Annotated in this window: 12 protein-coding genes; 11 read left to right on the forward strand and 1 reads right to left on the reverse strand. The window is 62.3% G+C overall.

Features of this window, described 5'->3' with window-relative positions; translation table 11 throughout:
• The first annotated feature begins 50 nt into the window (after positions 1–50).
• From ACEN42_RS14660 to ACEN42_RS14690, 7 genes are all read left to right on the forward strand, one after another.
• On the forward strand, positions 51–839 hold the full coding sequence (locus ACEN42_RS14660; protein WP_187608703.1) for an alpha/beta fold hydrolase: 789 nt from the start codon (positions 51–53) through the stop codon (positions 837–839).
• Positions 840–975: 136 nt separating this feature from the next.
• Positions 976–1,233: a DUF3567 domain-containing protein gene (locus ACEN42_RS14665; RefSeq protein ID WP_035497483.1), complete on the forward strand. Its 258-nt coding sequence runs from the start codon at positions 976–978 to the stop codon at positions 1,231–1,233.
• Between the two features lie 221 nt (positions 1,234–1,454).
• Entirely contained in the window at positions 1,455–2,525 is a 1,071-nt protein-coding gene (locus tag ACEN42_RS14670) for a homocysteine S-methyltransferase family protein (RefSeq protein WP_371880297.1), read from the forward strand.
• Between the two features lie 40 nt (positions 2,526–2,565).
• Positions 2,566–3,648 carry an AAA family ATPase gene (locus ACEN42_RS14675; RefSeq protein ID WP_371880298.1) on the forward strand — a complete coding sequence of 361 codons (1,083 nt, stop codon included), beginning with the start codon at positions 2,566–2,568 and terminating at the stop codon, positions 3,646–3,648.
• Entirely contained in the window at positions 3,648–4,319 is a 672-nt protein-coding gene (locus ACEN42_RS14680; RefSeq protein WP_371881133.1) for a DUF4276 family protein, read from the forward strand. Before ACEN42_RS14675 ends, ACEN42_RS14680 begins: the two co-directional genes overlap by 1 nt.
• A gap of 38 nt (positions 4,320–4,357) precedes the next feature.
• A complete protein-coding gene (gene metH, locus ACEN42_RS14685) occupies positions 4,358–7,075 on the forward strand; it encodes a methionine synthase (RefSeq protein ID WP_371880299.1) in 2,718 nt (905 codons plus the stop codon).
• Positions 7,076–7,216: 141 nt separating this feature from the next.
• Positions 7,217–7,423 (forward strand): hypothetical protein, encoded by a 207-nt coding sequence (locus ACEN42_RS14690; protein ID WP_035497479.1) that lies wholly within the window; start codon positions 7,217–7,219, stop codon positions 7,421–7,423.
• Between the two features lie 105 nt (positions 7,424–7,528).
• On the opposite strand, the gene ACEN42_RS14695 is transcribed toward ACEN42_RS14690, so the two are convergent.
• Entirely contained in the window at positions 7,529–7,855 is a 327-nt protein-coding gene (locus tag ACEN42_RS14695) for a DUF1840 domain-containing protein (RefSeq protein WP_371880300.1), read from the reverse strand.
• Between the two features lie 260 nt (positions 7,856–8,115).
• Here ACEN42_RS14695 and argS point away from each other — a divergent pair, with 260 nt between their 5' ends.
• The 4 genes from argS to ACEN42_RS14715 all read left to right on the forward strand — a co-directional run bounded on the left by argS (position 8,116) and on the right by ACEN42_RS14715 (position 12,361).
• Positions 8,116–9,900: an arginine--tRNA ligase gene (argS, locus tag ACEN42_RS14700; RefSeq protein WP_371880301.1), complete on the forward strand. Its 1,785-nt coding sequence runs from the start codon at positions 8,116–8,118 to the stop codon at positions 9,898–9,900.
• Positions 9,901–10,036: 136 nt separating this feature from the next.
• Complete coding sequence (locus tag ACEN42_RS14705) at positions 10,037–10,786, forward strand: SPOR domain-containing protein (protein WP_371880302.1); 750 nt, start codon at positions 10,037–10,039, stop codon at positions 10,784–10,786.
• Between the two features lie 136 nt (positions 10,787–10,922).
• Positions 10,923–11,570: a thiol:disulfide interchange protein DsbA/DsbL gene (locus ACEN42_RS14710; protein WP_238285359.1), complete on the forward strand. Its 648-nt coding sequence runs from the start codon at positions 10,923–10,925 to the stop codon at positions 11,568–11,570.
• 17 nt (positions 11,571–11,587) lie between these two features.
• Positions 11,588–12,361, forward strand: a complete 774-nt coding sequence (locus ACEN42_RS14715; protein WP_371880303.1) for an SDR family oxidoreductase — start codon at positions 11,588–11,590, stop codon at positions 12,359–12,361.
• Positions 12,362–12,401: the final 40 nt, after the last annotated feature.

Here is a 12,401-nt window from a genome sequence, read left to right on the forward strand (position 1 = left end):
GCACGACGAAGGCGCAGTCAATCGCAAACCGCAGTCTTTCCGGAGCCGATATGCAGTTGACGATCAATCGCATCGATACACGCTATGTTCTCGACAACGAAGGCGGCGGCCCCTGGCTCGTCTTCGTCCATCAGCTTGCCGGCGATCTTTCTGTCTGGGATCAGATGGCCGGCTACTTCCGCCATGAGTTCACCGTCCTGCGCTACGACTTGCGCGGCCACGGTGAAACGGCGGTGTCGACGGATTCGTTCACGATCGACGATCTCGCCGACGATCTCGCGCAGTTGCTCGACAAGCTGGGCGCGCCGTCGGCGCATGTGGTCGGACTGTCGATCGGCGGAATGGTCGCGCAGAAGCTCGCGATCAACCATGCGGACAAAGTGGAATCGCTGACCGTTGTGGGCGCGCCGGCCTTTATTCCCGAGGACGCGCGTCCGACATTCGCGCAACGGGCAGCGTCCGTGCGCGAACACGGGACAGCGAGTATCGTGGAAGCGACGCTCGAACGCTGGCTCACGCCCGAATTCCGCAAGGCGCATCCCGAAGTGGTCGAGCAAATCGGGGATACGATCGCGCGCACACCCGCCGAGGGGTTCGCGCGCGCAGCGGAGGCGGTCAGCCGTTTCGATGCGCGAGACAAACTGGCCTCTGTGAAGAAGCGCACGCTGGTTGTCGCGGGCGAGCACGATGTTGGCACGCCGCGTGCTGCTTCTCGGGTGGTTGCAGACACGGTGCCGGGCGCGCAATTCGAATTACTCAACGCGGCGCACCTTTCACCGGTGGAGGAATCGCAACGCTTTTCCGCATTACTAGCGGCCTTTTTACGCGATTCCCCCTGATTCTCCTGTTTTTGTTGCAGAAGAAAGCCTCGATACAACCGGCATCACATCGAGGCCACCCCTTGAATTCCAACCCAGTCGCTCCAACTAAGCGTCAGGATTGCCACGGAGCAAACGAGGAATAAGGAGTGTCGCCATGCAAATGATCTACAACAGCCCCAACTATTGCGTCGTCGAATTTCCACCGCAAGACAACCATCTCGCCATGAAGGCGGGCGGTTACGAGATCGTCGACAAGAACACGCAGCGGGAGATTTTCATCGACGGCGCGCTTGCCGCGAAGTTTCGCGAGCACGTGCAGCAGCTAATCTCGGAAGAGCCGTCGCTAGAGGATGTCGATGAGTTCCTCGGACAGTTCGATATCTTGATGAATCAACCCGTCGTGCTCCACTGATGCATGCACGCGCGCGGGCGGCTCGTCGCCGTCCGCGCCCTCCGCCGCGCGGACCCGCGGCCCAGGCGACACTCGCCGTTTCCCAAAGACCCCGCCCCGCAATGGCGGGGTTCTTTTTTGCCGGCATCGAACGCCATGCGCGCCCGCCCGCCAAAGGCGAGCGCCCCGCGCTGCGGCTACAATGTCAGGCTATTTCACCTTTGGTGCAGGCCTCGTCCGTCATGACCCAGAACGCCCTTCCGAAATCCCTCGCGCGCGCCTACACGCGCGGCGCCGCGCTGCCCGCGCTGCTGCAGAAACGCATCCTGATCCTCGATGGCGCGATGGGCACGATGATCCAGCGCTACAAGCTGGACGAAGCCGCGTATCGCGGCGAGCGCTTCAAGGACTACGGCCGCGACATCAAGGGCAACAACGAGTTGCTGTCGATCACGCAGCCGCAGGTCATCCGCGAGATTCACGAGCAGTATCTGGCGGCGGGCGCCGACATTCTCGAAACGAACACGTTCGGCGCCACGCGCGTCGCGCAGGCCGATTACGGGATGGAAGACCTCGCCGCGGAAATGAACATCGAGTCGGTAAAGCTCGCGCGCGAAGCCTGCGACAAATATTCGACACCGGACAAGCCGCGCTTCGTCGCGGGCGCGATTGGACCCACGCCGAAGACCGCGAGCATTTCGCCCGACGTGAACGATCCGGGCGCGCGCAACGTCACGTTCGACGAACTGCGCGAGGCGTACTACGAACAGGCGAAGGCGCTGCTCGACGCAGGCTGCGACCTGTTTCTCGTCGAAACGATCTTCGACACGCTGAACGCGAAGGCCGCCCTATTCGCGCTCGATCAACTCTTCGACGATACCGGCGAGCTCCTGCCCATCATGATCTCGGGCACCGTCACCGATGCATCGGGCCGCATTCTGTCCGGGCAAACGGTGGAAGCGTTCTGGAACTCGCTGCGTCACGCGAAGCCGCTCACGTTTGGCCTGAACTGCGCGCTCGGCGCGGCGCTGATGCGCCCGTACATCGCCGAACTGTCGAAACTCTGCGACACCTACGTGTCCTGCTACCCGAACGCGGGCCTGCCAAATCCGATGAGCGACACCGGCTTCGACGAAACACCGGACGTCACGTCGGGATTGCTGAAGGAATTCGCGACGGCGGGCCTCGTGAACATCGCGGGCGGCTGCTGCGGCACGACGCCGGAGCACATCGCGGAAATCGCGAAGGCGCTCGCGGAAGTGAAGCCGCGCGCCTGGAAAAACTACCGTGAGGCCGACGCTCAAGCAGTCTGATCTGCTTCTCAACGCGTGACCGCTGCCAAGGACTGCCACAATGCCCGCCGTTCAGAAGCTAACCATTACTGGCTACAAATCCATACGCGAGTTGCGTGACTTCGAATTGCGTAATCTCAACGTGTTGATCGGAGCGAATGGCGCCGGAAAGTCTAACTTCATCGGAGTATTTCGCATGCTGGCGGAGCTGCTCGGAGGCCGCTTCCAGTCCTTCGTCCAGCGTGAAGGCGGCCCGGACGCCCTGCTGCATTACTCGCGTCAAGTCACGGATCGAATCGTTGCCGAGTTCTATTTCGGCGATGTAGATATGTACTGCGTCAATCTGGCGCCCACCAAAGACAATCGTCTCGTATTCGACGAAGAGTTTCTGGGATCTCAAAATCACGCGACGCCCGCCCGCCTTCACTACACGCGAACCAGCGATGAATCCCAGGCGGCACGCCTGAACGGCACGCTCAAATCGCTGGTGGACGCCGCTTTTGCGAGCACCCGCGTCTATCATTTTCATGACACGAGTGCCACGGCGAAGGTAAAGCAACTGCACTCGCGCGATGATACGCTTCGACTGAAGAACGACGGATCGAATCTTGCGGCGTACTTACAAATGCTCCGCGTGGGCCACCCCGCTCAGTACGAAACAATCGTCCGCACCATTCGGTTGGCGGCTCCGTTCTTCGACGACTTCGTCGACCGGCCGCACGCGTCAACGCGCGTTCAACTCGAATGGCTCGAAAAGGGTGACCCTGATACGCCCTTCAATGCGCACGCGCTCTCGGATGGAACTTTGCGCTTCATCTGTTTGTGCACGCTCTTGCTCCAACCTTGGAATCTGATGCCGGAGACGATACTCATCGACGAGCCGGAGCTTGGACTCCACCCTTATGCGATTGCCCTTTTGGCCGATTTGATCAAACGTGCAGCAGAGCGCAAACAACTCGTCGTTTCGACGCAGTCCGTAGAGTTGATCAACCTTATGGCGCCGGAGGACATAGTCGTCGTCGACAGACGTGACAACGCGTCTACATTTCAGCGCCTTGACTCTGCTTCGCTTGAACACTGGCTGGATGACTACTCCCTCGGCCAATTGTGGAATATGAACGTGCTCGGCGGAAGACCTGCGTGATGGTCGAGGTCACAATCGTCTGCGAAGGTCAGACCGAAGAAACGTTCGTACGTGCGGTCTTACAAGAACCTCTGGCCCTAGCCGGGGTATTCGTCAGTGCGCGCCTGATCAATACCTCTTCGTCACAGCGTGGTGGCGCGTTGAATCTCGACCGCGTCTCTCGTTTCATTCGGGATACCTTGATGCAACGAGCAGATACGTACGTTTCGACATTCTTTGATTTGTATGGCCTGGATGCGTCTTTCGGTGGCGTCCTGCAGTCTCGAGGGCAAGAGCCTTCTAAACGCGCGACACAAGTCGAACGGGAATTGCACGAGCATATCGTCGGCCTCGCGGCGTGCAGGGCTGAACGCTTCGTTCCTCATATCCAGCCGCATGAATTCGAGGCTCTGCTATTCTCAGATATCGATCAGCTTTGTTCGAGCGAACCCGAGTGGCTCGCCCATCACGAAGAGTTTGCAGTTGCGTGTGCTCAGGCCGGCGGCCCGGAATGGATCAACGATTCACCATACACGGCGCCATCGAAGCGGCTTGACAGATTGAGTCCGCGTTACCGGAAAACGCAACACGGCCCTGACATCGCGCTTCGAATCGGGCTTGCGACCATCTGCGAGCAATGTCCCCACTTCGGCCAGTGGTACGACCGACTGCTTGCATTGCCGCCCCTTTGATCGAAACCTGCATGTCGACTACCACTGAAACAAGAACCATGACCGATCACACGATGCGTCTCTCCGGCCTCGAGCCGTTCAACGTCAACGACGGCTCGCTTTTCATCAACGTCGGCGAGCGCACGAACGTGACCGGCTCGAAGGCGTTCGCGCGCATGATCCTGAACGGCCAGTTCGACGAAGCGCTCGCCGTCGCGCGGCAGCAGGTCGAGAACGGCGCGCAGGTCATCGACATCAACATGGACGAAGCCATGCTCGATTCGAAAGCCGCGATGGTGCGCTTTCTGAATCTGATCGCGTCGGAGCCCGACATCGCGCGCGTGCCGATCATGATCGACTCGTCGAAATGGGAAGTGATCGAAGCGGGCCTGAAGTGCGTGCAAGGCAAGGCGATCGTCAACTCGATCTCGCTGAAAGAAGGCGAGGACGCGTTCAGGCATCACGCGAAGCTGATCCGCCGATACGGCGCGGCATCGGTCGTGATGGCGTTCGACGAGAAAGGCCAGGCGGACACGTTCCAGCGCAAGACCGAAATCTGCAAGCGCTCCTACGACATCCTCGTGAACGAAGTGGGCTTCGAGCCCGAGGACATCATCTTCGATCCGAACATCTTCGCGATCGCGACGGGCATCGAAGAGCACAACAACTACGCCGTCGATTTCATCAACGCGACGCGCTGGATCAAGCAGAACCTGCCGCACGCGAAGGTAAGCGGCGGCGTGTCGAACGTGTCGTTCTCGTTCCGCGGCAACGATCCCGTGCGCGAGGCCATTCACACCGTGTTCCTGTATCACGCGATCCAAGCCGGCATGGACATGGGCATCGTGAACGCGGGCCAGCTCGGCGTGTATGCCGATCTCGACGCCGAGTTGCGCGAAAAAGTCGAAGACGTCGTGCTGAATCGCCGCGATGACGGCACGGACCGTCTGCTCGAAGTCGCCGACAAGTTCAAGACCGGCGCCGCGAAGAAGGAAGAGAACCTCGAATGGCGCAATCAGCCGGTCGAGGCGCGTCTGTCGCACGCGCTCGTGCACGGCATCACGAATTTCATCGTCGAGGATACGGAGGAAGTGCGTCAGAAGATCGACGCCGCCGGCGGACGTCCGATCAACGTGATCGAAGGGCCGCTGATGGACGGGATGAACATCGTCGGCGACCTGTTCGGCGCGGGCAAGATGTTCCTGCCGCAAGTCGTGAAATCGGCGCGCGTGATGAAGCAGGCGGTCGCGCATCTGATTCCGTTCATCGAAGAAGAGAAGAAGCGTCTCGCCGATGCCGGCGCGGACGTGCGGCCGAAGGGCAAGATCGTCATCGCGACCGTGAAGGGCGATGTGCACGATATCGGCAAGAACATCGTGTCGGTCGTGCTCCAGTGCAATAACTTCGAAGTGGTCAACATGGGCGTGATGGTGCCCTGCGCGACCATTTTGCAGAAGGCGAAGGAAGAAGGCGCGGACATCATCGGGCTTTCCGGCCTCATCACGCCGAGTCTCGAAGAGATGGCTTACGTCGCATCGGAAATGCAGCGCGACGACTATTTCCGCGGCAAGCAGACGCCATTGCTCATCGGCGGCGCGACGACTTCGCGCGTGCATACCGCCGTGAAGATCGCGCCGCATTACGAGGGGCCGGTCGTGTACGTGCCGGACGCGTCGCGTTCGGTGTCGGTTGCGTCGAGCCTGTTGTCGGACGAAGGCGCGGCGAAGTATCTCGATGACCTGAAGAGCGACTACGATCGCATCCGCACGCAGCACGCCAACCGGAAAGCGCAGCCGATGGTCACGTACGACGCGGCGCGCGCCAACAAGACGAAGATCGACTGGAGCGCGTACACGCCGAAGAAGCCGACCTTCATCGGCCGGCGCATATTCAAGAACTATGACCTCGCGGAACTGGCGAACTACATCGACTGGGGTCCGTTCTTCCAGACGTGGGATCTCGCGGGCCCCTATCCTGCGATTCTCAACGACGAGATCGTCGGCGAATCGGCGCGGCGCGTGTTCTCCGACGGCAAGTCGATGCTCTCGCGCCTGATTCAGGGCCGCTGGCTCACGGCGAACGGCGTAATCATGCTGATGCCCGCGAACACCGTGAACGACGACGACATCGAGATCTACACGGACGAATCGCGCTCGCAGGTCGCGATGACCTGGCGCAATCTGCGTCAGCAGAGCGTGCGTCCGGTCGTCGATGGCGTGATGCGCCCGAACCGCTCGCTCGCCGATTTCATCGCACCTAAGGACTCGGGCGTGAAGGATTACATCGGCCTCTTCGCGGTGACGGCGGGCCTGGGCGTCGACAAAAAGGAACAACAGTTCGAAGCCGATCACGACGACTACAGCGCGATCATGCTCAAGGCGCTGGCCGACCGTTTCGCGGAAGCGTTCGCCGAAGCGCTGCACGCGCGCGTGCGCCGCGAACTGTGGGGCTATGCGTCGAACGAGACACTCGACAACGACGCGATGATCGCGGAGAAGTACGTCGGCATTCGTCCTGCGCCGGGCTATCCGGCCTGCCCGGACCACCTCGTGAAACGCGATATGTTCGAAGTGCTTCAGGCGGAAGAAATCGGCATGAGCGTGACCGAATCGCTCGCAATGCTGCCGGCCGCGAGCGTGTCGGGCTTCTACATCGCGCATCCCGACAGCACGTACTTCTCGGTGGGCAAGATCGGCGACGATCAGCTCGCGAGCTATGCCGAACGCATGGCACTGTCGATCGCGGATGCCGAACGCGCGCTCGCGCCGCAGCGCTGAAGGCGAGACAACATATGCCGCGCGTGATGGCGGAAATATGCACGGAACCGGCGGGAAAATTTTGGTTTCCGTAGACTTGTCAGCGCGAAAGGCCGTCGCCACGACGGCCCACGCAATCCTTTCGTCAACGGAGAAAGTCGCATGAAGAAGATGACGTCCGCCGTAACCGTAGCGATCGCCGCGGCTTTGCTCGCAGCATCGAGCTCCGCTGCTTTCGCGCAAGCGAGCAGCACTCAGGCGTCTTCCTACTCGCCGCCGCAGTCGGAGCACAAGAAGAAGCCGAAGAAGCCGAAAAAGCCGCATACGCCTGCGAAACCCGCCGGCGCGGAAAGCGGTCAGTCGCAGTAATTCGCAGCACCGCGACCGAAGCCGTCAGACGTTTCATCGGAAGAAAAAAACCCGCATCGGCGACGATGCGGGTTTTTTGTTTGCGAGCACTGCGAATAGCGCGAATCAGACGCCCCAGAGAATGTTCGTGTTGTGCTTTTGCGCGAGGCGCAGCATGTCCAGGAACGGATAGGCGCGCTGCGCGAGCCCGATGGGAATCTCGTGCGGCTCGTGCCCTTCCTCGCCTTCGTGGAAATGGCCGTCGTGCTCGGCCCGCACCTTCTTGTCGGTGACGATGGCGGATTCGAGTTTCTGGATGGCCGAAGGCAGTTCTTCGTGGGTGATGACGCCGCGCTCGTTGAGCTGCTTGCCGATGATGCCGAGCAAGTACTCCGCGAGGTCTTCGAGCATCATGACATCCGGTGCGGCCGAGGTTTTGAATGTGATGAGCATGGCATGGTCCTTTTGTTTATGTTGGGTCATTGGCGGTTTGCAAACGAAACGCGCAGACGAGCCGGTCTCCCTGACAACATGACGACACCCTGATTCGACATATTAGCACCTGCTAAAATCCCCACTTTATGTGGTAGCCGATTCTGTTCGGCTGCGAACATCACATACCGGGGCCGACGCGCCGCAAAGTCGCCCGTCCGAGTCGATGCAGACGCCGGTAAGCGCCGCGTCGGCTCCCGCTCCACTGGATCACATTCAGCATGCTGCCCGCACACAAACACACTCTCGAAACGCTCCTCACCGACGCGGTCCAGCAGGTCGCGCAAGCCACTCAAGGCGCCAGCGAAGCGGCCTTCGTCACGCCCACGATCGTCCTCGAACGACCGAAGGTCGCGGCGCACGGCGACGTGGCATCGAATGTCGCGATGCAACTCGCCAAGCCGCTACGCGCGAATCCGCGCCAGCTCGCGCAGCAGATCGTCGATGCGGTGCTCGGCCTTCCGGCCGCGAAAGGTCTCGTCGAGAGCGCCGAAGTGGCGGGTCCCGGCTTCATCAATCTGCGTCTTGCAGCCACCGCGAAGCAAGCGGTGATCCCGGCCGTGCTGGGCGACGGCGCAAGCTTCGGCCGCTCGACGCGCGACGCGGGCAGGCACGTGCTCGTCGAGTTCGTGTCGGCGAATCCGACGGGTCCGCTGCACGTCGGCCACGGCCGTCAGGCCGCGCTCGGCGATGCGCTCTCGAACCTGCTCGAAACGCAGGGCTACGACGTGCATCGCGAGTTCTACTACAACGACGCGGGCGTGCAGATCGCCAACCTCGCGGCCTCGACTCAGTTGCGCGCGCGCGGCCTCAAGCCGGGCGATGCCGAGTGGCCGGAAGCCGCGTACAACGGCGAGTACATCGCCGACATCGCGCGCGACTACATGGCGGGCGAAACGGTCGCCGCGAAAGACGGCGAGCCGGTCAAGGGCAAGGGCGACGTCGAGGATATCGAAGCCATCCGTCATTTCGCGGTCGCGTATCTGCGTCACGAACAGGACATGGATCTGACCGCGTTCGGCGTGAAGTTCGACCAGTTCTATCTGGAGTCGTCGCTGTACAAGGAAGGCCGCGTCGAGAAGACGGTGGCGGCGCTCGTCGATGCAGGCAAGACCTACGAGCAAGACGGCGCGCTGTGGCTGCGCACCACCGACGACGGCGACGACAAGGACCGCGTCATGAAGAAGTCCGACGGCACGTACACGTACTTCGTGCCGGACGTCGCGTATCACGTGACCAAGTGGGAGCGCGGCTACACGAAGGTCATCAACATCCAGGGCTCGGACCATCACGGCACGATCGCGCGCGTGCGCGCCGGCCTGCAAGGACTCGGCGTCGGCATTCCGAAGGGCTATCCGGACTACGTGCTGCACAAGATGGTGACCGTCATGCGCGACGGCCAGGAAGTGAAGATTTCCAAGCGCGCGGGCAGCTACGTGACCGTGCGCGATCTGATCGAATGGTCGGGCGGCCTCACGCCGGGCCATGAGACCGCGCCCGACCAGATCGACGAAGACACCATCCGCCGCGGCCGCGACGCCGTGCGCTTCTTCCTGATCTCGCGCAAGGCGGATACCGAATTCGTGTTCGATATCGACCTCGCGCTCAAGCAGAACGACGAAAACCCGGTCTACTACGTGCAGTACGCGCACGCGCGCATCTGCACGATTCTGAACGACTGGAAGGACCGCTACGCGGGCGACGTGTCGAAGGCAGCGCAAGCCGACCTCTCGCCGCTGTCGAGCGATCGCGCGATGTCGCTGCTCAACAAGCTTGCCGAGTTCCCGGAGATGCTCGCCCACGCCGCCGAGGAACTCGCGCCGCACGCGGTCGCGTTCTATCTGCGCGACCTCGCTGGCGAATTTCACTCGTTCTACAATGCGGAGCGCGTGCTCGTGGACGACGAGAAGGAACGCACCGCGCGCATCGCGCTGCTGGCGGCGACACGCCAGGTCCTCGAAAACGGTCTCGCGACCATCGGCGTTTCCGCTCCTCAAAAGATGTAATCGCCCGCTGCCCCGTTGCACACGCCGAAATTAGGAGTTTTCGGCGTGCGCGGACGGGAGCCTGGCGCAGGCGTGTCTTGACCCACGGCTATAATCGTCGCCCAACCAGAAGACTTTCTCGCAGGTGATTCATACGATGGCAAAACCACGCCGCACATCGAAGCAGTCGAAGCAAACCGGGGGAACGTTTATCGGCATCGTGCTGGGCCTGATCGTCGGCCTCGCGATCGCCGTGATCGTCGCGCTATACATCACGCGCGCGCCCACGCCGTTCGTGGCGAAGGTCGCGCCGCCGTCGGAGGCCAACTCCGCGCCCGCCGCCGCGCAGCCGTACGATCCGAACCGTCCGCTGCAAGGCAAGACGCCGGGCCAGCCGGTGCCGCAAGCCGCGCAGCCCACGCCGCCGAACACCGCGCCGGGTCAGACCAACAATCAGACGCAGTCGTCGGGCATGCTCGACGAGCCGCAGATCGTCGAAGTGCCGCCTTCGGGCACGACGGCATCCGCGCCGAAGACCGCGAGCACGACGCCCGCGAAGAAGCCTGAAGCCGCGCCGAACGCAACGAGCAACGCCACTGCCACGCCGCTGAAGGGCGGCTCGGCGCCCACGACGGCGAAAGCCACACCGCCCGCGCCCGGCGAGCCGAACACCGGCTATTTCCTGCAGGTGGGCGCGTACAAGACGCAGGCGGACGCGGAGCAGCAGCGCGCACGCCTCGGCTTCCAGGGCTTCGAATCGAAGGTCACGCAGCGCGATGCGGGCGGCGTGACGTACTATCGTGTGCGCATCGGACCGTTCGCGAAGTTCGAGGACATGAATACCGCGCGTCAGCGCCTGTCCGACGCGGGCGTCGATACCGCCGTGATCCGTTTCTCGAAGCAATAACGCAACAAAGTGCCTGCGCGGCTGCAAGGCGGCCGCGCAAGCGCTTTGACATTTAAGCGTGGTTTAAGCGTCGTATGTCCCACTGACGAACCTGCTTTTGTTTCCGTCGCGTATCCATTGCGTACCCTCTTCAATCATGAAAAAAATCTTTAGCGCGTTGGCTCTCTCCCTTGGCATCGCAGCCGCATCGATGAGCGTCGCGAGTTCGGCGATGGCCGCGCCCGCCGCCGGCAAGGACTACACGGTGCTGCAGGCGGCTCAGCCGGTCGCGGCGCCCGCGGGCAAGGTCGAGGTCATCGAGTTCTTCTGGTACGGCTGCCCGCACTGCAACGAGTTCGAGCCGTACATCGAGGCATGGGCGAAGAAGCAAGGCCCGGACGTCGTGTTCAAGCGCGTGCCGGTGGCTTTCCGCGACGACTTCATCCCGCATTCGAAGATGTATCACGCGCTCGACGCGCTCGGCGTCGCCGAGAAGGTCACGCCGGCCGTGTTCAACGAAATCCACGTGAAGAAGAACTATCTGCTGACGCCGCAGGCACAGGCGGACTTCCTCAAGACGCAGGGCATCGATCCGAAGAAGTACATGGACGCGTATAACTCGTTCTCGACGCAAAGCGCGGTGCAGCGCGACGCCAAGCTCCTGCAGGACTACAAGGTCGACGGCGTGCCGACGGTCATCGTGCAGGGCAAGTACGAAACCGGTCCGGCGATGACCAACAGTCTGCCGGGCACGACGCAGGTGATGGACTTCCTCGTCCAGCAAGTCCGCGACAAGAAGCTGTAAACCCTGTTCGCGCCGGTATGACTGCAGTTCGCCTGAAGGTCTTCATCACCGGCGCATCGAGCGGCATCGGCCTCGCACTGGCCGAGGAATATGTGAAGCGCGGGGCCGTGCTCGGCCTCGTCGCCCGCCGCGCCGATTCCCTCGCGGCCTTCGCGGCCCGCCATCCTCAAAGCGCCATCTCGATCTACCCCGCCGACGTGCGCGACGCCGATGCGCTCGCCGATGCCGCGCGCCGTTTCATCGCGGAGCATGGCCCGGCCGATATCGTCATCGCGAACGCGGGCATGAGCCGCGGCGCGCTGACGGGTCACGGCGATCTCGACACCTTCCGCACCGTCATGGACGTGAACTACTTCGGCATGGTCGCGACGTTCGAGCCCTTCGTCGCGTCGATGACATCCGCGCGGCGCGGCACGCTCGTCGGCATTGCTAGCGTCGCGGGCGTGCGCGGGTTGCCGGGCGGCGGCGCGTACAGCGCGTCGAAGTCGGCGGTGGCGAAGTATCTGGAAGCCTTGCGCCTCGAAATGCGGCCGCTCGGCGTGGCCGTCGTCACGATCGCGCCGGGTTACGTGCGCTCGGAGATGACCGCGCACAATCCGTATCGGATGCCCTTTCTCATGGACGCCGACCGCTTCGCCGCGAAAACCGCCGACGCCATCGAGCGCAAGGTGCGTTATGCGACCTTTCCCTGGCAGATGCGCGTCGCGGGCATGCTGATGCACGCGCTCCCGCGCTGGCTCTACGATGCACTCGCCGAGCGCGCGCCACGCAAACCGCGCGCGAGCGAGTGACAAAAAAACCGGCTGCGCAAAAACGCAGCCGGTTTTTCAT

Origin of the sequence: Caballeronia sp. S22 (assembly GCF_964261745.1) — a bacterium.
Taxonomy (GTDB): Bacteria; Pseudomonadota; Gammaproteobacteria; order Burkholderiales; family Burkholderiaceae; genus Caballeronia; species Caballeronia jiangsuensis.

What these genes read in the sequence shown, in the direction of transcription:
- ACEN42_RS14705 (WP_371880302.1), top strand. Translation starts at nt 10,037, where the DNA reads ATGGCAAAACCACGCCGCACATCGAAGCAGTCGAAGCAAACCGGGGGA.
- ACEN42_RS14715 (WP_371880303.1), top strand. Translation starts at nt 11,588, where the DNA reads ATGACTGCAGTTCGCCTGAAGGTCTTCATCACCGGCGCATCGAGCGGC.
- argS (WP_371880301.1), top strand. Translation starts at nt 8,116, where the DNA reads ATGCTGCCCGCACACAAACACACTCTCGAAACGCTCCTCACCGACGCG.
- ACEN42_RS14695 (WP_371880300.1), bottom strand. Translation starts at nt 7,855, where the DNA reads ATGCTCATCACATTCAAAACCTCGGCCGCACCGGATGTCATGATGCTC.
- ACEN42_RS14710 (WP_238285359.1), top strand. Translation starts at nt 10,923, where the DNA reads ATGAAAAAAATCTTTAGCGCGTTGGCTCTCTCCCTTGGCATCGCAGCC.
- ACEN42_RS14690 (WP_035497479.1), top strand. Translation starts at nt 7,217, where the DNA reads ATGAAGAAGATGACGTCCGCCGTAACCGTAGCGATCGCCGCGGCTTTG.
- ACEN42_RS14660 (WP_187608703.1), top strand. Translation starts at nt 51, where the DNA reads ATGCAGTTGACGATCAATCGCATCGATACACGCTATGTTCTCGACAAC.
- ACEN42_RS14675 (WP_371880298.1), top strand. Translation starts at nt 2,566, where the DNA reads ATGCCCGCCGTTCAGAAGCTAACCATTACTGGCTACAAATCCATACGC.
- ACEN42_RS14680 (WP_371881133.1), top strand. Translation starts at nt 3,648, where the DNA reads ATGGTCGAGGTCACAATCGTCTGCGAAGGTCAGACCGAAGAAACGTTC.
- metH (WP_371880299.1), top strand. Translation starts at nt 4,358, where the DNA reads ATGACCGATCACACGATGCGTCTCTCCGGCCTCGAGCCGTTCAACGTC.
- ACEN42_RS14665 (WP_035497483.1), top strand. Translation starts at nt 976, where the DNA reads ATGCAAATGATCTACAACAGCCCCAACTATTGCGTCGTCGAATTTCCA.
- ACEN42_RS14670 (WP_371880297.1), top strand. Translation starts at nt 1,455, where the DNA reads ATGACCCAGAACGCCCTTCCGAAATCCCTCGCGCGCGCCTACACGCGC.